General features: G+C 36.9%; 18 protein-coding genes and 1 pseudogene. 12 read left to right on the top strand and 7 right to left on the bottom strand.

The genetic code is table 11. The features are described 5' to 3' along the window. Positions 1-25: 25 nt before the first annotated feature. Positions 26-328 (bottom strand): addiction module antidote protein, encoded by a 303-nt coding sequence (locus J3U37_RS02445; RefSeq protein WP_065561131.1) that lies wholly within the window; start codon positions 326-328, stop codon positions 26-28. Beyond that, positions 325-624 carry a type II toxin-antitoxin system RelE/ParE family toxin gene (locus tag J3U37_RS02440; protein ID WP_267373118.1) on the bottom strand — a complete coding sequence of 100 codons (300 nt, stop codon included), beginning with the start codon at positions 622-624 and terminating at the stop codon, positions 325-327. The genes J3U37_RS02445 and J3U37_RS02440 overlap by 4 nt, the downstream gene beginning before the upstream one ends. A gap of 61 nt (positions 625-685) precedes the next feature. On the opposite strand from J3U37_RS02440, the gene J3U37_RS02435 reads away from it, so the two are divergent. Together J3U37_RS02435 and J3U37_RS02430 are read left to right on the top strand one after the other, a co-directional pair. After that, positions 686-1,435, top strand: a complete 750-nt coding sequence (locus J3U37_RS02435; RefSeq protein WP_267373117.1) for an ABC transporter permease — start codon at positions 686-688, stop codon at positions 1,433-1,435. A 19-nt stretch (positions 1,436-1,454) separates the two neighbouring features. Beyond that, on the top strand, positions 1,455-2,570 hold the full coding sequence (locus tag J3U37_RS02430; protein WP_267373116.1) for an ABC transporter permease: 1,116 nt from the start codon (positions 1,455-1,457) through the stop codon (positions 2,568-2,570). Positions 2,571-2,645: 75 nt separating this feature from the next. On the opposite strand, the gene birA is transcribed toward J3U37_RS02430, so the two are convergent. The 3 genes from birA to murB are packed head-to-tail and all read right to left on the bottom strand — an operon-like array spanning position 2,646 to position 5,757. Beyond that, positions 2,646-3,599 (bottom strand): bifunctional biotin--[acetyl-CoA-carboxylase] ligase/biotin operon repressor BirA, encoded by a 954-nt coding sequence (gene birA / locus J3U37_RS02425; RefSeq protein WP_267373115.1) that lies wholly within the window; start codon positions 3,597-3,599, stop codon positions 2,646-2,648. Beyond that, entirely contained in the window at positions 3,592-4,716 is a 1,125-nt protein-coding gene (locus tag J3U37_RS02420) for an MFS transporter (protein ID WP_267373114.1), read from the bottom strand. The genes birA and J3U37_RS02420 overlap by 8 nt, the downstream gene beginning before the upstream one ends. Positions 4,717-4,746: 30 nt before the next feature. Next, a complete protein-coding gene (gene murB, locus J3U37_RS02415; protein ID WP_267373113.1) occupies positions 4,747-5,757 on the bottom strand; it encodes a UDP-N-acetylmuramate dehydrogenase in 1,011 nt (336 codons plus the stop codon). 586 nt (positions 5,758-6,343) lie between these two features. Between murB and J3U37_RS02410 the strand changes: the two genes are divergently transcribed. From J3U37_RS02410 to J3U37_RS02365, 10 genes are all read left to right on the top strand, one after another. Continuing rightward, positions 6,344-7,573 (top strand): phosphopentomutase, encoded by a 1,230-nt coding sequence (locus tag J3U37_RS02410; protein WP_267329834.1) that lies wholly within the window; start codon positions 6,344-6,346, stop codon positions 7,571-7,573. Between the two features lie 55 nt (positions 7,574-7,628). Further along, positions 7,629-8,345: a purine-nucleoside phosphorylase gene (gene deoD, locus J3U37_RS02405; protein ID WP_220217735.1), complete on the top strand. Its 717-nt coding sequence runs from the start codon at positions 7,629-7,631 to the stop codon at positions 8,343-8,345. A gap of 238 nt (positions 8,346-8,583) precedes the next feature. Further along, positions 8,584-9,828: a nucleoside permease gene (locus tag J3U37_RS02400; RefSeq protein WP_220217736.1), complete on the top strand. Its 1,245-nt coding sequence runs from the start codon at positions 8,584-8,586 to the stop codon at positions 9,826-9,828. 365 nt (positions 9,829-10,193) lie between these two features. Beyond that, a complete protein-coding gene (gene add / locus J3U37_RS02395; RefSeq protein ID WP_267373112.1) occupies positions 10,194-11,363 on the top strand; it encodes an adenosine deaminase in 1,170 nt (389 codons plus the stop codon). A 24-nt stretch (positions 11,364-11,387) separates the two neighbouring features. Continuing rightward, on the top strand, positions 11,388-13,364 hold the full coding sequence (locus J3U37_RS02390) for a bifunctional 2',3'-cyclic-nucleotide 2'-phosphodiesterase/3'-nucleotidase (RefSeq protein WP_267373111.1): 1,977 nt from the start codon (positions 11,388-11,390) through the stop codon (positions 13,362-13,364). A gap of 29 nt (positions 13,365-13,393) precedes the next feature. Beyond that, entirely contained in the window at positions 13,394-13,789 is a 396-nt protein-coding gene (locus tag J3U37_RS02385) for a cytidine deaminase (RefSeq protein WP_220217739.1), read from the top strand. A 167-nt stretch (positions 13,790-13,956) separates the two neighbouring features. Then, positions 13,957-15,258, top strand: a complete 1,302-nt coding sequence (locus J3U37_RS02380) for a pyrimidine-nucleoside phosphorylase (protein ID WP_267335280.1) — start codon at positions 13,957-13,959, stop codon at positions 15,256-15,258. A 31-nt stretch (positions 15,259-15,289) separates the two neighbouring features. After that, positions 15,290-16,975: a bifunctional UDP-sugar hydrolase/5'-nucleotidase UshA gene (gene ushA / locus J3U37_RS02375; protein ID WP_267335278.1), complete on the top strand. Its 1,686-nt coding sequence runs from the start codon at positions 15,290-15,292 to the stop codon at positions 16,973-16,975. A 144-nt stretch (positions 16,976-17,119) separates the two neighbouring features. Beyond that, positions 17,120-18,667, top strand: coding sequence for a YjjI family glycine radical enzyme (locus J3U37_RS02370; RefSeq protein ID WP_366915665.1), 1,548 nt, complete (start codon positions 17,120-17,122; stop codon positions 18,665-18,667). Then, positions 18,642-19,511 (top strand): YjjW family glycine radical enzyme activase, encoded by an 870-nt coding sequence (locus tag J3U37_RS02365; RefSeq protein ID WP_267373109.1) that lies wholly within the window; start codon positions 18,642-18,644, stop codon positions 19,509-19,511. Before J3U37_RS02370 ends, J3U37_RS02365 begins: the two co-directional genes overlap by 26 nt. A 217-nt stretch (positions 19,512-19,728) precedes the next feature. Here J3U37_RS02365 and J3U37_RS02360 read toward each other — a convergent pair whose 3' ends face one another. Next, positions 19,729-21,198 (bottom strand): hypothetical protein, encoded by a 1,470-nt coding sequence (locus J3U37_RS02360; protein WP_267373108.1) that lies wholly within the window; start codon positions 21,196-21,198, stop codon positions 19,729-19,731. Positions 21,199-21,899: 701 nt separating this feature from the next. Next, positions 21,900-24,068, bottom strand: a pseudogene (locus J3U37_RS02355) (Tex family protein); the annotation flags it as partial. Positions 24,069-24,084 lie beyond the last annotated feature (16 nt).

Raw genomic sequence — 24,084 nt, 5'->3', positions numbered from 1 at the left:
AAAAGATTAGATTTTCCATGCTCAGTTAACAACAATCTGCATGTTTTTGTGAGGAAAACTGCATTTGCAAACCTAATGCTTGAACAATTTTAAAGATTGTATTAAAAGTAGGATTCCCCTCACCTGATAATGCTTTATAAATACCCTCACGGCTTATACCTGTATCACGTGAAAGCTGACTGATGTTTTTAGCTCTAGCTATATCACCAAGTGCAATAAATAAAAATTTAGGGTCTCCTTCTTCTATTGCGGCATTTAAATATTCTTGCATCTCTTCATCAGTATTTAAAAAATCAACTACGTCAAAAGTTTTTAGTTTTGTAGTCATAATAAACCCCATTTATTTGCTAATTCTTTAGCAATTTTAATGTCTGTTTGTTGTGTATCCTTGTCACCACCACACAATAAAATAACAATTTCATTATTGCGGTTAGCAAAATAAACCCTGTACCCTTTTCCACAGTGAATGCGCATTTCTGATACACCGCTACCTACAGATTTAACGTCACCAAAATTACCTTCTTGCATACGACGAATTCGAACTTTAATTTTAGCTGCTGCAGTTTTATCCTTAAGCGACTTCAACCATTTTTCCATTTGCGGTGTATAACTTACAGTAATCATGCTTTATTCCTGTATTAATTTAAAACTATTTTATCTTACACAACCAACATGTCAACTGTAGTTGTCAATTTTAATTATTTATATTGTTACCAAAACTTATCTAACCGGCATTTGGCAAATTTGGTTACAGCAACAAAGTCAACAGCAATTAATTAACAGTAAGCCAATTGTCGATATCACTTCCCATGTCTGGTTTAACTCAGCTGCGATTAGCAAGAATTTTATTTTACCCGGTGCGATAACCATAATTATGACTATTATTGGATCAATCTTGACTTCGTTAGTCGTTGCACGTGAATGGGAACGTGGCACGATGGAAGCATTGCTATCAACACCGATGACCAAGTTGGAGTTTTTATTATCTAAACTGATCCCTTATTATTTCATTGGGTTACTTGCTTTAATTATCTGTTTTCTGGTAACAGTTGGTATTATGCATGTGCCTTTCCGAGGATCATTTTGGCTATTATTAATACTAAGCAGCCTATATTTATGGGTTATTTTGCAACTGGGATTGTTAATATCTACCGTTACTCGAAATCAATTTAATGCAGCGATGATAGCGTTAAATGTTGCATTTTTACCCGCGGTCATGCTTTCAGGTTTTGTATTTGAGATTAATAGTATGCCAGCTATCATCCAAATTATTACTTATATCATTCCTGCACGTTACTACGTCAACATCTTACAAACACTATTTTTAGCTGGCGATATTTTTTCAGTAATGTTGATTAATGTTGGATTTTTACTGATGTGTTTGTTGCTGTTATTTGTGGTGATCTTCAAAAAAACTCAAATGCAATTAGATTGAGGTTACAGGAATAAAGACCATGCTAAGATTTATCAACAATATGACTTTCTACCGAACTGTAACATTAATTAAAAAGGAGCTAGCCCTACTTTGGCAAGACAAGCAAACTCGCACTATCTTAATCATACCAGTCCTTTTGCAAATTTTTATTTTTCCATTCGCAGCGACGTTGAATGTTAATAATGCAACGATTGCAATTTATCGACCAACGGTAGATCAACCCACCACGGAGTTAATTGATCGGCTAGCTAATGCCAGTAGTTTTTCTAAAGTGATGATATTAGATTCGAAGCAAGCAGTAACCGACATCATTAATCACCAAAAAGCCTTAGTGGTTGTGCAATTACCTGTTGATTTTTCCCGTAAGTTACTCAGCGGGCAATCACCACAAATCCAAATTATTTTAGACGGTCGTAAATCAAATAGTGCACAAATTGCTGCCAACTATATTCAGCAAATTATTATGCAATATCAACAACAAAATAACGTGCAAGATAATACCGGATTAATTGTCCGTCACCGTTATAACAGTAATTTAGACTATAAAAATTTCATCTTACCGTCACTGGTTGCCTTAATTACGACGATAGGTGTAATGATTGTCACCTCACTATCGGTGGCACGTGAGCGAGAACAAGGCACACTTGACCAATTACGTATTTCCCCCTTAATGACTTGGCAAATTTTTATAGGTAAAGCGATCCCTGCAATTATCGTTGCCACATTACAAGGTACTATGGTGTTAACCGCCAGTGTTTTGATCTATCACATCCCTTTTCAAGGCTCACTGCCTTATTACTATTTATGTATGATAACTTACGGATTATCTTTAGTTGGATTTGGATTATTTATTTCAGCGCTTTGCTCAACGCAACAACAAGCTTTTATTGGCATTATTACCTTTATGGTGCCTGCGATTTTACTCTCGGGTTTTATTGCGCCAATTGAGAACATGCCACAATGTTTACAGTATTTAACTGAAATAAACCCAGTTCGTCACTTTATCGAATTAACTAAACAGATTTATTTAAAAGATGTCAGTTTTACAATCATCTGGCAAAGTTTATGGAAGCTATATGCAATCACCCTCTCATTAGGTGGGATTGCATATTATCTTTTTAAAAAGTATGTGTAGAACTAATCGGTATTGAGTCGTAAGGTGTTTAAATCGATTCAGTGCTGATCTCCCTGTAGAAACAGGCAGATCCCGTTACTCATCACTGCGTAATGAGATCTCGCCACCGATGTAGGCGTTGATTGTGCCATTTTGTTCAAGCAATAAAGCACCTTGATCGTTTATGCCTTTGGCAATACCTCGAATAATATTTTCACCTATTAATAATTTAACCGGTCGATTAATAAAATTATCCAAACGATTCCAATCAGTCATAAAAGCGGTTAATCCTTGTTGCTCAAATTTAATCAGATTCACTTTTAGCGCTTTAATCACTTTGGCAACCAGCAAATTGCGATCAACCTGCCCTAAGTTAGCCCACGCTTGATTGACAATGTCGGTATCGGGATTGGTCATGTTCAGATTGACACCTATACCGATAACAGCATGAGCATAATCGCCCGTTTTTCCGGCAAGTTCGATTAAAATGCCGGCGAGCTTTTGATCATTAAGATAAAGATCATTTGGCCATTTTACTTTAATATTTTGCCCGGATAATTCCCGTAACGTATCGGCTATCACTATGCCAACCACTAAACTGAGCCCCATTGCCGCTGCAATGCCCTGCTCTAATCGCCAATACATGGAAAAATAGAGGTTACTGCCAAACGGAGCAAACCATTTGCGCCCTCTTCGCCCTCGGGCTTTAGACTGAAATTCAGCCACACAGCTATGACCCGATTGTAACGTGTCAATCCTATCGAGTAGATATTGATTAGTTGAATCAATGATCGGTAAAATTTCAACATCACTATCAGCGCCATAATAGTGGTCAATTTTAGCTTTATTAAATAGATCCAATGGTGAGGTTAAACAGTAACCTTTACCTTGAATAGAGTTTAAAGTAATACCCCACTCACGCAGGACTTTAATGTATTTATTAATTCCGGCACGAGTAATACCAAATACAGCGGCAAGCTCTTCGCCGGAATGAGACTTACCGTCTGCCAATATTTCAATTAATTTAAGCGGATTTTGTTGGCTACGCATCAGTGGCTCGCTCTCTTAGTAATAAAACGACAAAATAGAGTGAGATTATAGCAAAACTGACAAATAAATAGGTATTATTGGTCATATCCATAATAAAAGCGATAATAGCCGGTGCGATTAAACTACCAATGGTATTGGTTAATAACATCGCTTGATTCATCGTCACAATCTCTTGTTTTCGAACACACGAACATGCCCAAGCCATCGAGATTGGGTAGATCGTATAAATGGTGGTGCCTAATAAAATAATTGCGAGCACAGAATAAAAATTAAATACCAACATCAAGCAAGCTACCACCGTTAGCAACGATTCAATCAGTAGTACAATTCGTCGACCATATTTATCGGCACAGTAGTTTGCTGGCATTTGCGCTATCACGCCGGATAAGATTAATAAAATCATCCAATTTGCCACTTGATTATCGCTATAGCCCAAATGAGAGTAATAAGCCGGCATTAACGAATAGAGCGAACCAATTAGCATACCGGCTATCATACAACCAATCAGACCAAGTCGAGACGGTTTATATAAAATCATCGGTATAATATTGAAACTGTTTTGCTTTCTTTTCGGTAATTTGTAATGAGTTAGTAAAATAAATAAAATCGCTAATCCCATTAACAGCGCAATGACTAAACCAAAATAGAGCACATCTTGAGGAAAATACTGTAATAGCGCTTGCCCCAATACTGTTCCTAAATAGTAAGTGCTGAGATAGATAGCTAGCATTTTGCCACGTGTGCGCACTGAACCGGTCACTAATATACAGCTTTCAATGACGACCCAAGTGACAGCGCAAGCAATACCGATAAAAAATCGCCAGATCGCCCAACTGTAAAAATCCATTGAAAAACTTAGCCCAATGGTTGCTACAGCAAAAATAAGGCAACTATAGGTGTAAGTATATCTGGCATTAAATCGGCTAATAAACCAATTTGCCATAATAGTACCCACCAAATTGCCGGTAAAATAGCTTGATCCAACTAAGCCAATTTGCCCTAGCGAAAAATCTTCACGTACCAACCAAAGTGGTACTTGAGTATTTAAAGCTGATAAGGCGATGGTGACAAATAATAAACTGGTTAATAAAATAGGAAATGAATACGAATGTCTCATAATTTTATTGATTATAAATAGTTTTATTGATTATAAATAATTATCCACATCAGTTTCACCTGTTGCACCAATAAATCGAATTTCTGGCGACAGGTGCACCGAAAATTTTTGATAAACTGCGTTTTTGATATAGCGAGCTAAAGCAATGACATCTTGCGCCGTTGCGTTATTTTTATTAACTAATACCAATGCTTGTTGCTGATGTACAGCTGCACCGCCAATTTGATAGCCTTTTAGACCACACTGATCAATTAACCAACCTGCGGCTAATTTAACTTGATTGTTTACCTGTGGATATATAGGCATAGTTGGGTAAATTTCAAGTAGCTTATCGGCCACCATTTTATCGACTACTGGATTTTTAAAAAAACTACCGCCATTACCTAACACTTTCGGATCGGGCAATTTGCTACGGCGAATTTCACACACTTTATCGAAGATCATTTTGGCGGTAACAGTTTGCGGATCAAAATTTCTTAATTCACCATAGCTCAATACCGGTTGCCAGTTTTTGGCAAGTTTAATGCCGACAGCAATTACCGCATAACCGACGTCATATTGGTGTTTAAAAATGCTTTCCCGATAGCCATACTGCCCGTCAGTGACAGTAATTATTTTACCTGTAGCCAGTTCCAGTAACTCTACATAATCCGCCACTTTTTGGAACTCTACCCCATATGCGCCAATATTTTGAATCGGTGCGGAGCCTACACAACCGGGAATTAATGCTAAATTTTCCAACCCCGGAATATTTTTTTCAACAGTTTGCGAAACAAGATCATGCCATATCTCCCCAGCGCCTACCCGTAAAAGCCTATGTGTGTCGTTTTCGGTAATGGTGATTCCTTTAATACGGTTAACCACAATAGTGCCGGCAAAATCGGTTGTGAAAAGCGTATTGCTACCCTCTCCAATTATCATGATAGGTTGATTTGGTGCATTATTTTCCCCTATTTGCTTAAGCTGTAAAATGGTGGTTGCAGTTACAACATTGTCAGCACAAACATCAAGCGCAAAAGTATTAGGAATTTTTTGTTTCATTAATAATGACCTTATTTTTATCTATACACGCAAAACGAGTTAAATCTACCGATTTATATAACAACTTATATAACAACTAGGGTTAAACTTTATAAAATTAAGTGAGATAGGCTTTAGATTTTACAAGCTGTCTTAAGTTAATTTGTCAAAAGGCGTAAATTAATCACTAGCGATAAATTTTTATCTACAATTTAGATCGACTATTTTATCACAACGAGGCAAGATATTTTATCAATTGTTAAACCATTTTCACTTGATCGGCTTATACCAATAGGTATCATACCGTTTTTTTTGAACTACTAACTATAAACCATTGAATTTAAATAATATTCATTTAAAGATTGATGTCGCCTATATATTCAATTAAACAAAGACGCAAATCTTTTTTGTTTTTTTTTATCATGTATTATAACTATTCGAACGATCTTTTTTATAAATTAGGCTAAAATGAGCATCAATAGCTCTGAAAGTCTCGCCATGTTGGCAATGGTTTTAATAAAATAGACAAATGGGCGTTAGATCACGGTTTTAGGTGACATATTTCTTTAATATGTTACCAAGTGGTAGTTAAGATTTAGAGGAAATTATGAAAAGAGTATTTATTATGATCCTAGATTCTTTTGGGATCGGTGGCGCAGAAGATGCAAAAAAATATGGGGATGAAGGTTCAGATACATTAGGTCATATCGCTCAAGAGTGTGCCTTAGGTAATGCCGATGAAGGTCGTAAAGGTGCATTACATTTACCTAATTTGGGCAAATTAGGCTTAATTGAAGCTGCATATGAATCGACCGGATCTTATCCGCAAGGCATGGCTACCGAAGGCGAAATAATCGGATCATATGGTTATGCTAGTGAAATTTCTTCCGGTAAAGATACCCCTTCTGGCCACTGGGAAATAGCCGGTGTACCGGTACTTTTTGATTGGGGATATTTTACCAACACCACCAACAGTTTTCCGCAAGAACTATTAGATAATATTGTCACTCGTGCTAAATTGCCCGGTTACCTTGGCAATTGCCACTCTTCGGGTACCATTATTCTTGATGATCTTGGTGAAGAGCACATGAAAAGTGGCAAACCTATTTTTTACACCTCTGCCGATTCGGTATTTCAAATCGCTTGTCACGAAGAAACTTTCGGATTAGATAGACTCTATGAAATTTGTGAAATCGCTCGTGATGAACTCAATAAAGGTGATTACAACATTGGGCGTGTTATTGCCAGACCTTTTGTCGGTCAAAAAGCTGGCGAATTTGTTCGTACCGGTAACCGTCATGATTTAGCAGTAGAGCCACCTGCTCCAACCATGATAAAAAAACTGGTTGATGAAAAACAAGGTACCGTGGTTTCAATCGGTAAAATCGCCGATATTTATGCGCAAGTTGGCATCACTAAAAAAGTTAAAGCAACCGGTATCGAAGCTCTATTTGATGCCTCACTTAACGAAATTAAACAAGCCAAAGATAATACCATTGTGTTCACAAATTTTGTCGACTTTGACTCATCTTATGGGCATAGACGTGACGTTGCAGGTTATGCAGCAGCGTTAGAATATTTTGATAAACGCTTACCGGAAATGCTTGCACTCATCGAGCCAGGTGATCTATTGATTATCAGTGCTGACCACGGCTGCGATCCAACTTGGCCAGGAACGGATCACACTCGTGAGCATATTCCTGTTCTTGTTTATGGTGACAGTGTACCAGTTGGTTCTTTAGGTCATCGTAAAACCTTTGCTGATATCGGGCAGAGCGTTGCTGATTATTTTGATTTATCGCCAATGGAATATGGTGAATCATTTATCCGCAAATAAGTAACCAGTTTTATTTTAGTAATACATTTTTTAGATATATCATCAGGAGAATTTGATGCCAACCCCACATATTAATGCTGCTGAAAATGATTTTGCACAAACTGTTTTAATGCCGGGCGATCCGCTTCGAGCTAAATTTATTGCGCAAACATTTTTACAAGATGCAAAGGAAGTCACCAACGTCAGATCTATGTTAGGTTTTACCGGTTACTATAAAGGAAAAAAAGTGTCTGTTATGGGGCATGGAATGGGCATTCCGTCTTGTTCTATTTATGCTACCGAGCTGGTAAAGTTTTACGGCGTAAAAAATATCATTCGCATCGGATCTTGCGGAGCAATTAGCCCGGATGTTAAGTTGGGCGATGTTATTATCGGTATGGGCGCTTGTACTGACTCAAAAGTAAACCGATTACGTTTTAAAGATCACGATTTTGCAGCGATTGCCGATTTCGATCTCATCTGTCATGCAGTCAATGCAGCTAAGAGCTTAGATGTAAATGTTAAAATTGGTAATCTTTTTTCAGCCGATCTTTTTTATAGCGTTGAGCCGGAACTTTTTGATGTCATGGAAAAATATAATATTTTAGGTGTCGAAATGGAAGCCGCTGGTATTTATGGTGTAGCAGCAGAGTATGGCGCAAAAGCTTTGGCAATTTGCACCGTATCGGATCATATTCGTAAAGGTGAAGCCATGTCAGCTGAGCAACGTCAGCTTGGCTTTAAAGAGATGATAACTGTTGCGCTCGAATCAGTATTGTTAAACCAAAATTAACAAAAATGGCAGATTTCTGCCATTTTTTTTGATTAATTACAAGGTGTTAAAATTATCACTTTGGACACTATTGGTTAATCAACTTTTATCGAGTTAAGTGCTTATAAAATTTTAGTCACTCAGGCTTATTGTGTTATCACCAGTAAATCGGGATTGATTCTGTGGTAACAAGTTTTAAATTTATTCATTAATAGTTAATAGATAGGTTATAAAAGATCTCATTTAATAAGGAATCGAAATGAATACCAAGTTACAACTTAAAGTTATATTTTTCTTTCAATTTTTCATCTGGGGGAGCTGGTTAATTACTTTAGGCTCTTATATGATGCGTAAATTGGAATTTACCGGCATTGAAGTTGGCTCTGTATATGGGACTATGGGAATTGCCTCATTATTTATGCCAAGTTTACTCGGCATAGTAGCCGACCGCTGGATCCCGGCTAACCGCCTTTATGTTTTATGCCACTTAATCGGCGCGATAACACTATTTTTAGCTGCATCAATCACTTCACCATTTTTAATGATGATAGTAATGCTTATTCACTGCTTAGCATTTATGCCAACTATCGCTATTTCAAATTCGATTTCTTACTCTTGTTTAGAGTCTCAAGGACTGGATGTTATTACACAATTTCCGGGTATAAGAATTTATGGAACAATTGGCTTTATTGTCGCCATGTGGTTAGTTAGTTTCTTACAATTAGAATTGAGCAACATGCAACTTTATATTGCTGCCGGCAGCTCTATTTTACTTAGCCTTTACTCATTAACATTGCCTTTAATCCAAACCACCAAAAATGAGACCAAAGAAAAATCATTATTAAGTTCTTTGGGGCTAGATGCTTTTGTATTATTTAAACAACCTAAAATGGCGATCTTTTTTCTGTTCGCCGTACTCCTTGGTGGCATTTTACAAATAACCAATACTTTCGGTAATCCATTTTTACACGATTTTGAGAAGATCCCTGAATATGCTGATAGTTTAGTGGTCAAGTATCCTTCAGTACTGCTCTCTATTTCGCAAATTTCTGAAGTGGTATTTATCTTATTTGTCCCGTTTTTTATGAAACGTTTAGGCATTAAATATGTGATGCTAATTAGTATGTTAGCTTGGGTTGCACGATTTGGCTTATTTGCCTATGGTGATCCGTCGCCATTTGGCTTTATTTTATTGCTTTTATCGATGATAGTTTATGGTTGTGCTTTCGATTTTTATAATATTTCTGGCTCAATGTATGTTGAAAAAACCGTTTCAACCAGTATCCGTAATAGTGCGCAAGGCTTATTTATGACCATGACCAATGGTTTAGGCGCTTATTTAGGTTCGATGATTAGTGGTATTGTTGTTGACCGTTTTACGTCAAGTGAAAATATCATCGATTGGCATAATGTGTGGTTAGTATTTGCTGGCTATTCTTTAGTTTTAGCCATTATATTTATGTTAATATTTAAAAATGACAGTGCAGAGCAAAAAACCGCTTAAGCTGCCAATTAATATAGTGAGGTAAGCCTAAAAACTTACTTATGCTTATACAGCGTTAGCCATTTCATTGTTAAACCAATGTAACAAAAAAAATGGCTAGCTAATGTATAAAATATTGAGATACAACTAAACTTAGTACCAATATGCTGGCAGCAATCATGATTGTTGCCAGCTCTCAAAAAAACCAACCTGCTTCACAAAAATAGCGTTAAGTCACACAAAATGTATGGAAAAGATACCCCATATCAAGGTAAAATATCACAAGATTGCAATTAGCGATTAATCGTGACAAAAGCCACTTAGTTAGTACTTAATTTTCACTATTCTAAGTACTTAAGAAGTTTACTTAAATAGATAAATACTCGATGAATAAGCAAATAGTTCCTAAAGTCATACTCCACGAACATGTCGAAGGTAGCATTACCCCTTTTATGGCTAAAAAATTAGCCGATAAAAATCATCTCCCTTTTCCCCAATCTTTATGTTATCAACCCGGCCAATACGATAAAAATGAATATACAAATGGTCGCTATCAATATGATGAAACTGATTTTGTTCAATTTATTCAAACCTACGACACTGTTTCAAATTTCGTCAAAACGCCCGAAGATTACTACCTCATTACTTATGATTTTCTAAGCAGAAATGCTAAACAAGGTCTAATATACTGCGAACTGTTTTTGTCACCCTATCATATCTGCGCAACGCACACCGATAATCAAGTCATTTGGAATCAACAAAGATTTCATCAAACACTTAAACAAATGGATAAGGCGATTATTGATGTTCAAAAAGAACATAATATCACTGTCAGATACCATGTAATTGGCGTACGTCATCTAGGTGTTGATGTGGTGTACGATACACTGCAATTTATTGAAAATAATCCTCATCCATTTATTACCGGATTTAATATCGCTGGTAATGAGAAAGCCGGCCATTTTGATGATTTTGAAAAGGCTCATCAACTTGCGTCTAAATTGAATTTAAAAAAATCTTATCATGCTGGTGAGATTGATTGTGCTGAAAGTATTATTCAAGCGCTTAAACATGGTGCAGACCGAATCGGGCATGGTATTCGTGCCATTGAAGATCAAAAGCTCATTGATGAGTTAGTCAGCAAAAAAATCACACTCGAAATCGCCCTTACCAGTAACCGAATTTTAGTCAATGAATTACATGGTGATATCCAAAATCATCCGGTACGACAACTTTATGATAAAGGCGTGCCCATTACCTTAAATACTGATGATGCCGGCATTTTTGGTACTGATATTGAAAAAGAGTACCATTTGGCGCAATCGATTTTTAACTTTACTCGATTGGAATTACTCGATATTACGCTATGCGGTATCGATGCCGCTTTTGTTGAAGATGCGGAAAAAATGCGATTAACCGATTTAGCACTGTCATTTTTTACCGAAAATGATAAGCATTGTTTACAATTGGCAATCAACAATCATCAATATCACCCTGCCATAATTGAGCGATTTATCAAATATCAAAATAGATTATTAGTACTTGTTAATGAATAACAATATTGCGAAAAGGAGATGTACATGACCAAAAACAAATTAACTTTAACCTTACTAACACTATTCGTTTCTGGCGCTCTCCATGCCGCAACGGTTGATTTAAGAATTATTGAAACAACCGATCTGCACGGCAACATGATGAATTATGATTATTTTAAAGACCAATCTATTGATACCTTTGGATTAGCTAAAACCGCTAATTTGATTCATCAAGCTCGAAGTGAAGTAAAAAACAGCGTATTGGTTGATAACGGTGATTTAATTCAAGGCAGTCCTATGGCTGATTATGCAGTCAAAAAAGGACTGAAAGACGGCGAGATACACCCAGTTTATAAAGCGATGAACACGCTGGATTATGTTGTTGGAAACATTGGTAATCACGAGTTTAATTTCGGCTTAGATTTTTTACAAAAAAGTCTAGCCGGCGCTAAATTCCCTTATATTAACGCCAATGTCTATGATGCCAAAACCGGTAAACCGTTTTTTAAACAATATATCATTATCCCAACGCCTGTTATTGACAGAGACGGGAATAAACATACCGTCAACATTGGATATATTGGCTTTGTTCCGCCCCAAATTATGCAATGGGATAAGTTAAATTTAGAAGGTAAAGTCGAAGTTAAAGATATTACCGAAACGGCTAAAAAATTAGTTCCTGAAATGAAAAAACAAGGTGCTGATGTCATTATCGCCATTCCACATTCCGGCGTTTCGTCTGAACCTTATAAAGCCTTAGCTGAAAACTCTGTATACTATTTAAGCCAAGTTGAAGGCATCAATGCAATTATGTTCGGTCATGCTCATGGCGTTTTCCCAAGCGAGGATTTTAGCTCACTGCCAAATACCGACATTAAAACAGGCAACATTAACAATGTGCCGGCAGTAATGCCCGGACAATGGGGCAGCCATTTAGGGGTAGTTGATTTAGTGCTTGAAGGTGATCAAGCAAAATGGCAAGTCACGGCTGGTCAATCTCAAGCTCGTCCAATTTATGATGTCAAAACTAAACAAGCGCTGGTCGATGTTGATACAACAATTATCAATGCACTTAAAGAAGATCATCAAGGTACCCGTGAATTTGTCGGCAAACCGATTGGTAAAGTATCAACTGATATCAATAGCTATCTAGCTTTAGTTGAAGATACCTCAGCGCTACAAATTATTAGTGATGCGCAAATTGCTTATGTAAAACAATTTATTCAAGGTGATCCGGATCTGGATAATCTCCCTGTTTTATCTGCTATTGCACCGTTTAAAGCTGGAGGGCGAAAAAACGATCCGACTGCCTTTGTGGATGTTAAAAAAGGCGATCTGACGTTTAGAAATGCCGCTGATATTTATCTCTATCCTAATTTATTGTCAGCGGTAAAAATTACCGGCCAAGAGGTAAAAGAGTGGCTTGAGTGTTCAGCCGGCGTTTATAATCAAATTGATACTGAATCGACCAAACCACAATACTTAATAAATTGGGATCATTTCAGAACTTATAATTTCGATACGATCGATGGTGTCAATTACGAAATCGACATTACTAAACCCGCTCGTTATGACGGTAATTGTCAGTTAATTAATGCCGATTCTGAGCGAATCAAAAATTTGACTTATAAGCAAAAACCGATTGATCCTAAACAAGCATTTTTGATTGCGACCAATAATTATCGAGCCTATACCGGTGCATTCCCGGGCACTGGCGGTAAAAATGTTAAATTTAATTCACCTGATGACTTAAGAGTTATTCTTTCTGCTTATATTAGCAACACCACCAAAAAAGACGGGGTGGTTAATGTGACAGTTGATAATAATTGGCGAATTTCTCCAATAAAGAGTAAAACCAAATTGGATATTCGTTTCGAGTCGTCCCCAACTGATGAAGCTAAAGCTTTTATTGAAAAAAATTCACTGTATAAAATTAATTATCTGGAAAAAGATAAATTAGGCTTTGGGGTATACCAATTAGACTTGCAATCAGCGGTTAGTCATCAACCACAAAATAAATAGCACAATTTAAGATTCAAAGGATTATTACTATGCAAATTGAAAAACTGATTGAACTGGCTAAAACCGCACGTTCTAAAGCTTATGTGCCCTACTCTAAGTTTCAAGTAGGCGCTGTACTGATTACTGAAGATGATGAAGCTATTTTAGGTTGTAATATTGAGAATGCTTCATACGGATTAGCTAACTGTGCTGAGCGTACAGCGATTTTTAAAGCGGTTTCAGAAGGTAAGCGTAAGTTTAAAAAACTGGTGGTTATAGGTGACACGGCGGGACCAATTTCACCTTGTGGCGCATGTCGTCAAGTAATTAGTGAATTTTGCGCCAAAGATATGCCGGTTATTTTGACTAATATGCAGGGCAAAATACAAGAAACAACGGTCGGCGAATTATTACCTTGGTCTTTTTCACCAAGTGATTTAGATTAGTTTTTACCAAACAAGACACTACGATATTTAAGGTTTTAGCGATTACCTGTGTTTATTGTCGTTGCTACTATTAAGCCGATGTTTTTCGGCTTATCCAAAGTAATTAACACGCTATATAAACCAAACAAATAGCTAATTAGTTTTATTGTTATAAAGAGAGAATATTAATGAGATTTGTAGATATTATTGAAAAAAAACGTGATGGTAACCCTCTTACTACTGAAGAGATCCAATTTTTCATCACCAATTATACCAACGGTACCATTCCCGATTATCAAGTCAGTGCCTTACTTATGGCTATCTACTATCAAGGTATGACATCAAAAGAGTGTGCAGACCTTACCAGTGCAATGATGTATTCTGGTGAAACTGTTGATCTATCTTCAATCAAAGGTATCAAAGTTGATAAACATTCAACTGGAGGCGTTGGCGATACTACCACTTTAGTACTTGCCCCATTAGTTGCTGCATTAGGTGTACCGGTAGCAAAAATGTCGGGACGAGGCCTTGGTCATACCGGCGGTACAAACGATAAATTTGAATCGATTGCAGGATTTCAAATTGAATTAGGTAAACAAGAATTTATTAATCAAGTTAATGAAAAAGGTGTAGCGGTTATTGGACAATCAGGTAACTTAACTCCAGCAGATAAAAAGCTTTATTCATTACGTGATGTGACAGCAACTGTTAACTCTATTCCACTCATTGCCAGCTCCATTATGAGTAAAAAACTAGCCGCAGGCGCTGATGCCATTGTGCTAGATGTTAAAACCGGTGACGGAGCACTTATGAAGAGCATGGAGGATTCAGAAAAATTAGCCCGTGAAATGGTCAGCATCGGTAACCAAATTGGTCGTAGAACTATGGCAATCATTTCCGATATGTCACAACCTTTAGGATTTGCTATTGGTAATGCTTTAGAAGTTAAAGAAGCAATTGATACCTTGAAAGGACAAGGTCCAGCAGATTTAACTGAATTAGTGTTAACACTAGGTAGTCAAATGGTTGTGCTTGCCGATAAAGCGAAAACGTTAGATGAAGCCAGAGAAAAACTTCAAGCTGTGATCCAAAACGGTCAAGCGATTGAAAAATTCAAAACCTTGATTGAAGCACAAGGTGGCGACAGTTCTGTGGTTGATCACCCTGAAAAATTAGCTAGTGCACCATACCAAATTGCTTTACCGGCACTAAAATCCGGGTATGTTTCACGTATTATTGCCGATCAAATCGGTATTGCAGCTATGCAATTAGGTGCTGGACGTGCCACTAAGGATGATGTTATCGATCCTGCTGTTGGCATTGTGTTGCATAAAAAAGTGGGAGATAAAGTTGAGCAAGGCGAGGCGTTACTCACTATCCACGCTAACACAGATAAACTTGATGCAATTAAACAAAAATTGTATGACAACATTACAATCAGTGATAGCGCTAAAGAACCACAATTAATTTATAAAATAATAACTGAATAATCATTTTATAAAAGGATTTAGGAACACTACCATGAATGGTTTAAAATTAAATAAAAAATTAACACTACTGTTTATCTTAGGGCTTTTTTCAGTCAATGCGATTGCAGCTGTAGCAACCAAACAATCAATCGCCCCTACTTGGGAAAAAAACAAGCCTTACTCGTTTACAATTTTGCATACTAACGATCATCATGGTCGTTTTTGGCAAAATGATATTGGCGAATATGGGCTTGCAGCTCAAAAAACAGTAGTGGATGAAATTCGAAAAGAGGTGACCGCCAAAGGAGGCAAATTATTGCTGCTATCCGGTGGTGACATTAATACTGGTGTTCCTGAATCAGATGTGCTTCAAGCTAAACCTGATTTTATTGGCATGAATGAAATTGGTTATGATGCCATGGCAGTGGGTAATCATGAATTTGATCACCCTTTATCGATTATTCGTGAGCAACAAAAATGGGCACATTTCCCTTTTTTATCAGCCAATACTTACTTTAAAGGCACAAACAATCGTGTGTTTGATGCCTATAAAATGTTTGACTTAAATGGTATTAAAGTGGCAGTTTTTGGTTTAACCACTGATGATACAATTTATTTAGCGTCGCCAAAAAATACCGACGGTGTTGAATTTCGCCAAACGTTACCCGAGGCGCAAAAAATTATCGCTCAGATCAAAAAAACTGAACGGCCGGATATGATTATTGCCGTAACCCATATGGGACACTTTGAAAATGGTGAACACGGCACAATGGCTCCGGGTGATGTTGAATTAGCCAGAGGCTTAGAAACCGGCGATCTTGATATGATTGTTGGCGGTCATTCTCAAAATCCTGTTTGTATGGCAAGTAGCAATAAGCGTATTACCGAATATGTTCCGGGGACACCATGTTCACCGGATCAACAAAATGGTACATGGATTGTGCAAGCGCATGAGTGGGGTAAATATGTCGGCCGCGCAGATTTTGTCTTTTTAAACGGCAAAATTACATTACAAAATTATCAACTCATACCAATTAATTTAAAAAAAGAAGTCGATAATGGCAACGACACGAAAAAGCTTGAGTACTATACTAAGCAGATAGCGCAAGATGAACAGCTATTTGAAAAACTAAAACCTTATCAAGAACAAGGTAAACAACAGTTATTAGTTAAAAGTGGCGAGTTAATTGGTCGACTCGAAGGCGAACGCAGTGTGGTTCGATATCAACAAAGCAATCTAGGACAGTTATTACTTAGCGCTTTTATTGAAAAAACACATGCTGATGTTGGCATTATGGCTGGCGGTATGATTCGTGATTCACTCATTGAAGGTGACATAACTTATCGTGATATCTTGAAAGTTGAGCCGTTTGGTAATAGTGTGGTTTATTTCGAACTAACAGGAAGTGAATTAATTGATTACTTGAAAGTGGCGTTAAGCAAAAAACAGGGATCTGGCGGTTTTACCCACTTAAAAAATATTACTTTAACGCGTTCAGGCAATAATATAGAAGAGGTAAAAATCAATAATGAGCCGATTGACTTGCAGAAAATGTATCGGGTTGCAACATTAGATTTTCTAGCAGCAGGTGGTGATGGTTATCCGATCATGAATAAACTACCAACGTTTGTTGATACCGGTTATCGTGAGGCTGATGCGGTGCGTCAATATTTTGAAGAACATTCGCCAATTAATGCAGCCGATTACGAGCCAACACAATTTATTATTGATAAATAAATTTTTAGATTTAACGCTCCTTGATAGTCAAACTTGCAGATAGGTTGTTGGTTGATTTTACTCAATAACTAACATGGCTGATTGCTATCAAGGATTGAACATTAACAAGATTTTAATATACTTGCTTTGTGCACTGAGGTAATTATGCAAATGAATGAATTTCAACAAAACTGTTATGATATTGTCACCGACCCCAATTTATCACCTAAACAAAAAGCCAATTTACTGGCATTAGCGGCGGAAAATAATTTACCTTATGTTGATTTAGATAGCGAAACACAAAATGCCCTTAATGAGCGAGTGATTTGTGATATGTACGAAGGCCATGCGCCTTACAAACCTCGTTATGTCCTGCCGGATTATGCAAAATTTCTTAAACAAGGGTCTGAGTATTTAGAACTTGAGCCGGCCAAAAACTTTGATGATGCAATAAATATGCTGACCATTGCTTATCATCATGTACCGTCTGTCACCGGTATGCCCGTTTATCTGGGTTGTTTAGATCAAGTATTACTCCCTTATGTGGGTGATTTAACCGAAGATGAACTTTATCAACGATTAAGACATTTCTGGATAATGTTAGATCGTAATTTGCCCGATGCCTTTATGCATGCAAATATTGGTCCTTATGATAATATCATCTGCCGTTTGATCTTAAGAATTGATCGAGAACTTAAACAAGTTGCGCCTAATTTAACTTTTATTTATGACGAAGATATCACGCCGGAAGCATTATTATCCGTTGCGATTGAAAACATTTGTGAAACGGCTAAACCACATATAGCCAATAATAAGATGATCAAAAAAGATTTTGACGAAAAAGGCTATGGCGTTGTCAGCTGTTATAACTCTCTACCAATTGCCGGAGGGGGCAGTACCCTTTCAAGAATTAACTTAAAAGAAGTTGCGCAACGCAGTAAAAATATTGAGGACTTTTTACAAAATAGTTTACCTTTGTACTGCCAATTACAGCTAAACTTAATCAAAGCCCGTTCAGCATTTTTGTTTGAAAAATCGAACTTCTTTCAAAATAGCTTCTTAATCAAAGAAGGGCTGATTGATGCTAACCGATTTGCGCCAATGTTTGGCATTTACGCCATGGCAGAAGCAGTTAATATTCTTCAGGAAAAATCGGGCCTTAGCGGTCGCTATGGTCAGGATGAAGATGCCAATGAATTAGCGACCACAATATCAAAACAGCTTGCTGATTTTGTCGAGACTCATGATATTAAATACGCATGGAAAGGCAAAGCAATGCTCCATGCCCAATCCGGTATTAGTACTGATAGAGGCGCCACACCGGGATTACGTATTCCTTATGGTCATGAGCCAGATCCGGTTACTCATATTATGGCGCTTTTTAAACATCACCATTACTATACTTCTGGCATTAGTGATATTTTAACGATCGACGAAACGATTAAAAATAATCCTTCAGCGTTATTACAGATTTGTAAAGCAGCATTTAAGTTTGGTTTTCGTGAATTTACTGCCAATATCAGTGGTAACGATCTTGTTCGGGTAACAGGCTACATGGTGAGATTATCTGATATTAAAAAGTATAAAGAAGAAGGTTCCCGTATCAATACCACGTTTTTAGGTAGCGAGGCTGCACAAGATACAGTGAATAACAGTTATTTATGCCGCACACCACGAGTTATAAGTCATGAACAAGTCATGGGCAATCGTTAATAAACTTTTACCCTTTTCATGTGTTGACGGGCCAGGAAACCGATTAGTTATATTTTTACAAGGATGCAATTTTAAATGCTTAAATTGCCACAATCCCTATACCATATCATTTTGTCGGGATTGTGGCGATTGTGTGACTGCATGTCCACACCAAGCGCTAACATTCAGTAATAATAAAGTTATCTGGCAAAGCTCCGCTTGCCAACAATGCGATACTTGTATAAATACTTGTTTATACCATTCAACGCCGATGACTTATCGTTACAGTGTTGAAGAGATTTTAATCATCATTCGCAAGTATCTGCCCTTTTTAAATGGCATAACCCTCAGTGGTGGTGAAGCAACGCTACAATTACCCTTTATTGAAAAGCTCTTCACAGCGATTAAACAAGCCAATGATTTAAAACACCTTAGCTGTTTTGTTGACAGTAATGGCTATCTTCCCCAACTGGGCTGGCAAAAAATAGCCAATGTCATGGACGGCGCCATGATTGATCTTAAAGCATGGGATAATCAAGTACATGTTGCTTTAACCGGTAGAGATAATGTAAGAGTTAAACAGTCGATTGAATATCTTGCAAAAATCAATAAATTGTACGAAGTTCGATTTCTTATCATTCCCAAACACACCGACTTACAGGACAATGCCAAACATTTAGCCAATTTTTTAAAGCAGTTCGATGCAAATATAAAAATTAGAATTAATGCATTTCATAATCATGGTGTTAGTGGTGTAGCCAAAACATGGCAAAGCGCATCAAAACAGCATATCGAAAATTTTGCTATGGAGTTAAAACAATTTGGTCTAGAAAATATTGTTTTGCCAGCGGTTTATTTATCATAATAGCGTTTTTTTAATAAGTGTGTGCCTAATTAGCCATTAACAGGCTTATTATAAAAATTCCAAAATAATGGCTTAAATTTTTTACCCCATGAGATTATTGAAATAAAAATGAGCAGGTTGAAAACCTGCTCATTTGATTAACAGCAAAATCAAAGATTAAGATAAATCATTAATATCTGTTAAGATTTTTTAAAAAATAGCTAATTGTATATCAACGTTAATATTTAACACATAAGGTATATGCTATATCTGGTTCAACAATAATATTACCTTCTACCATCCCTACACTGTAATATCGATAATTACCTAATACATCTTTTACCGATGATGGTTCACTGGTAAAGTAGAAATCATAATAGATTAAACTTCTTAAATTTGGCGCACCAGACATCATATCTCGCCCAATATAATCAAGTGGTGAATAAAAGTAGACTTTACCCCATTCTGGCAATAATCCTTCACCGATTGCTCTTTTATATCCATTATTTTTTACATAATAGTTATCATTATTTGTTGGAACGGTAGCAAAAGGAGAATTTGATAACTCAGCTCGTATTGGTAATCTATCATTATTATTTTGACAATATGTATTTGCGCTTTGCCAATTGCCCACCAAGTTATTTGTAAAATATAACCAATGTTTTATAGAGAAAGTGTAATAAAACTGTGCTAACGTTCGATTATTGGTAACTAATATTACAAATTTATCATCTTTAGCTGGTACATTTTCGGTAAATTTAAATTCACTTTTAGAATCAGCGTTTGAAGCACGAGAAGTACTAATTAGTGAATTATTCGGATTTTTAACCAAGGTATAACTATAATCTGAAATTGGATTTACCGGCACAATTCTAAAACGTGCATCCGGGAAACCATATGTTGGGAAGTAATTGCCGTTTTGATCTTTAGCGGTGGCCTTAAAACCTTTATGCATAGTAAATTGGTCTACGTTATAAGGAACATCAAGATCTATCGTATCAGCACCATAAGGAGCATAGTTATCCCCTTCATCCCATCCATTATGCATAATCAGAGCCAATACACCAGGCCTAATATAACAGATACCATCATCAGCACTGACTTGAAATGTTTTAGAGACTTCTCTTGGTTCTGACTGGTTAGGATCACCGTACTGGGTTTTAGCAATAAATTGAACTGTTATTTTTAGCGATAATTTAGCATTAGCCGTAGATGAAGTGCACACATCACTACCCAGCGGTGCGGTGGAATCAGAAGGAATAACATTATTATTTTGGTCTCGCCATTCTGCATTGATATTTTGTATGATAAAACTATCGACAGCAGCAAGTTTATCGCCATCCACATCATCGATATCACTATCATTTAATTTTGAAGTATCGATACTAAATGAATAAAGACTCGGTGAACTACTGTAGGCAACAGAGATCTTATCATCAGTACCCGGTGAGACAATCGCCGGATCAAGGCCGTCAATTTGTAGTTGGAATTGAATTCCGTTTAAAACTTTTGTATCAGCACTAGGAAGCACATCAGGTGGATTACCGTGAATATATTGCTCAGTAGTGGCGGCAACAGATAATCCCGCAAAAGAGCTATGGCAAAAAAAAACTAAAAACGAACAGACGGCAATATTTAATATTAATTGCATCGAATAAAATTTTTTCGAAACAGAGATATCACTATTCATGCTAATTCCTCTACTCATAAACTTCTCCGTAAGTTGGAATAAGATTATTGACTTGAAGCTTTAGTGAACAACACAATTTTCAAGGGATTAATAAAATTGTTACCGATTACATTTATAATTTGTTAAAAATAGCTTATAAGCAATTAAACTATGACAAACTCGCTAAATTTCATCCATATAACGGCTTGATTTTATTGAATATTTTCAACAACCGCTAGGTCGTGTTAAAACAGTGTAATATTCCAGTGTCGTAAAAAACTCATTTAAGAATATCAAAAATAAGGCGTGCTAAATAAAAAAGATTAGGTTGAGTTGGTTTAACTAAAATCACCAACTTTTTATAGTATATAATAATATGAGTAATATGGAATAGTTAAATAGAGATTTATTCAAATTTAATTGGATTAATATAAATATTGGTTAATAAAACCGCCAATAAACTAGACAAAATTATTTAACGGGCTTTATTTTTAATCATCATATTGTTAGTTAGCAATTTTGTTTAAATATTATCAAATTCACGCTGAACCATAAGGCGGTTAATACCGCCCTGTGGTTTTACAGAGTAAATTTTAGCGTCTTTATTTTCCTTTTCTAAAGGCAGCAGCAAAAGCATTACCCATTGCACTATTTGTCATCGACGTAGATTGTGCGCTTTTGGTATTGTTAGCCGATTTGTTCATTTTAGGTTTAACCCCTTCAGATTTTGACGCTGTTGGATCATCAAGTCGCATCGATAAAGCAATACGTTTGCGGGCAATATCGACTTCAATCACTTTCACTTTAACAATATCACCGGCTTTGACAACTGTTCTTGGATCATCAACAAATTTATCCGATAGCGCCGAGATATGAACTAAACCGTCTTGATGTACGCCAATATCAACAAATGCACCAAAGTTTGTGACATTGGTGACAGCGCCTTCCATAATCATACCAATTTTTAAATCTTCCATGGTTTGAATATCATCAGCAAACTGAGCTGTCTTAAATTCAGGTCGTGGATCGCGACCCGGTTTATCAAGCTCTTTAATAATATCGGTGACGGTCGGTACACCAAAATGGTCATCGACATAATCAATAGCATTTAAAGATTTAAGGTAATGAGTATCGCCCAGAATCTCTTTTAAAGATTTATGGTTTTTTTCTAAAATTCGCTCAACCACCGGGTAGGCCTCAGGGTGAACAGCTGATGCATCAAGAGGATTCTTACCGTCCATAATTCGCAAGAAACCGGCACATTGTTCAAACGCTTTAGGACCTAAACGGGAAACTTTTAATAGCTGTTTACGATCGTCAAATTGACCATTTTCATCACGCCATTGAACAATATTTTGCGCAATGACTTTATTTAATCCGGCAATACGTGCAAGTAACATAACCGATGCCGTATTCAAATTCACCCCAACAGCATTAACACAATCTTCGACCACTGCATCCAATTTTTTCGCTAATTGAGTTTGACTAACATCATGTTGATACTGCCCTACGCCGATAGATTTTGGATCAATTTTAACCAGTTCAGCAAGTGGGTCTTGTAAACGACGAGCAATCGATACTGCACCACGAAGCGATACATCCAGATCAGGAAACTCTTGCGCAGCCAGTTCGGATGCAGAATAAACCGAAGCGCCAGCTTCACTGACTATGACTTTTTGCCCTTTGACTTCAGGGTATTTTTTTTGCACATCAAGATAAAAGCGTTCTGTTTCGCGCGATGCAGTACCATTACCTATTGCCACTAATTCTACTTGATATTTGATACAGAGCGCTGCAACAACCATTGCGGCTTTATCCGCTTGTCCGGTATGAGGATAGATAGTTTCAGTGGTAATTAATTTACCGGTTGCATCAACAACCGCAATTTTCACCCCGGTACGCAGTCCCGGATCCATACCCATGGTCACTTTCATACCCGCTGGTGCCGCCATTAACATATCATGTAAGTTGGCAGCAAAGACATTGATAGCTTCTTCCTCAGCATTTTCACGTAAGGTAGTCATTAATTCTGTTTCCATGTGCATTAAAATTTTAATACGCCATGTCCAGTTTATGACAGCTTTACGCCATTTATCTGCTGGTTGATCATTGAAATGGATCCCTAAATGCTCAGTAATAATTTGTTCGCAGTAGCTCTCTTTTGGCGTTTCTTCAAATTGCGGATCGGCATTAAGTGAAAGTTGTAAAAAGCCTTCATTACGCCCTCTAAACATCGCTAAAGCACGATGAGAAGGCACTTTTGAAATCAATTCACTTTGGGCAAAATAGTCACGGAATTTTGCCCCTTCATCTTCTTTACCAGCGACGACTTGTGAAACCAAATGTGCATTATTCCATAGATAATGCCGCACTTTAGCAAGCAGCGCTGCATCTTCGGCAAAGCGTTCCATAAGAATATAACGAGCACCGTCTAAGGCCGCTTTTGTGTCAGCGATTCCTTTATCCGTATTTAAAAAGTTTACCGCTTCACTATCAGGATCAAGTGACGGATTTTTCCATAAAGTATTTGCTAAAGGTTCAAGTCCCGCTTCAATTGCAATTTGCCCACGTGTTCGGCGTTTAGGCTTATAAGGTAAATAAAGATCTTCAAGTTCAGTTTTACTCAGTGTTTGGGTAATTTTTTGACTCAGTTCTGGGGTGAGTTTTCCTTGTTCCTCAATTGACTTTAATATTGTTTGTTTACGATCTTCAAGCTCTCGCAAATAACCTAACCGACTGTCTAAAGTACGTAATTGGGTATCATCTAACCCACCGGTTACTTCTTTACGATAACGTGCAATAAAAGGAACAGTGCTTCCCTCATCTAATAATTGAATGGCTGATAAAACTTGTTCTGGTTTTACAGTCAGTTCACCCGCTATAATATGACTTATTTGATTATTTATCATGGTATCTCTATTTATT

Origin of the sequence: Gilliamella sp. B3172, from assembly GCF_026536465.1 — a bacterium.
Classification (GTDB): domain Bacteria; phylum Pseudomonadota; class Gammaproteobacteria; order Enterobacterales; family Orbaceae; genus Gilliamella.
The sequence above is the reverse complement of the archived record's forward strand: the minus strand, read 5'-3'. Positions and strand labels throughout refer to the sequence as shown.

Bases quoted from the DNA above. Each gene is read 5' to 3' on its own strand.
- J3U37_RS02445 (WP_065561131.1), bottom strand. From the start codon at position 328: ATGACTACAAAACTAAAAACTTTTGACGTAGTTGATTTTTTAAATACT.
- ushA (WP_267335278.1), top strand. From the start codon at position 15,290: ATGAATGGTTTAAAATTAAATAAAAAATTAACACTACTGTTTATCTTA.
- deoD (WP_220217735.1), top strand. From the start codon at position 7,629: ATGCCAACCCCACATATTAATGCTGCTGAAAATGATTTTGCACAAACT.
- J3U37_RS02360 (WP_267373108.1), bottom strand. From the start codon at position 21,198: ATGAGTAGAGGAATTAGCATGAATAGTGATATCTCTGTTTCGAAAAAA.
- J3U37_RS02365 (WP_267373109.1), top strand. From the start codon at position 18,642: ATGAACAAGTCATGGGCAATCGTTAATAAACTTTTACCCTTTTCATGT.
- J3U37_RS02440 (WP_267373118.1), bottom strand. From the start codon at position 624: ATGATTACTGTAAGTTATACACCGCAAATGGAAAAATGGTTGAAGTCG.
- J3U37_RS02385 (WP_220217739.1), top strand. From the start codon at position 13,394: ATGCAAATTGAAAAACTGATTGAACTGGCTAAAACCGCACGTTCTAAA.
- J3U37_RS02380 (WP_267335280.1), top strand. From the start codon at position 13,957: ATGAGATTTGTAGATATTATTGAAAAAAAACGTGATGGTAACCCTCTT.
- murB (WP_267373113.1), bottom strand. From the start codon at position 5,757: ATGAAACAAAAAATTCCTAATACTTTTGCGCTTGATGTTTGTGCTGAC.
- J3U37_RS02400 (WP_220217736.1), top strand. From the start codon at position 8,584: ATGAATACCAAGTTACAACTTAAAGTTATATTTTTCTTTCAATTTTTC.
- birA (WP_267373115.1), bottom strand. From the start codon at position 3,599: ATGCGTAGCCAACAAAATCCGCTTAAATTAATTGAAATATTGGCAGAC.
- J3U37_RS02390 (WP_267373111.1), top strand. From the start codon at position 11,388: ATGACCAAAAACAAATTAACTTTAACCTTACTAACACTATTCGTTTCT.
- J3U37_RS02410 (WP_267329834.1), top strand. From the start codon at position 6,344: ATGAAAAGAGTATTTATTATGATCCTAGATTCTTTTGGGATCGGTGGC.
- J3U37_RS02370 (WP_366915665.1), top strand. From the start codon at position 17,120: ATGCAAATGAATGAATTTCAACAAAACTGTTATGATATTGTCACCGAC.
- add (WP_267373112.1), top strand. From the start codon at position 10,194: ATGAATAAGCAAATAGTTCCTAAAGTCATACTCCACGAACATGTCGAA.
- J3U37_RS02430 (WP_267373116.1), top strand. From the start codon at position 1,455: ATGCTAAGATTTATCAACAATATGACTTTCTACCGAACTGTAACATTA.
- J3U37_RS02420 (WP_267373114.1), bottom strand. From the start codon at position 4,716: ATGAGACATTCGTATTCATTTCCTATTTTATTAACCAGTTTATTATTT.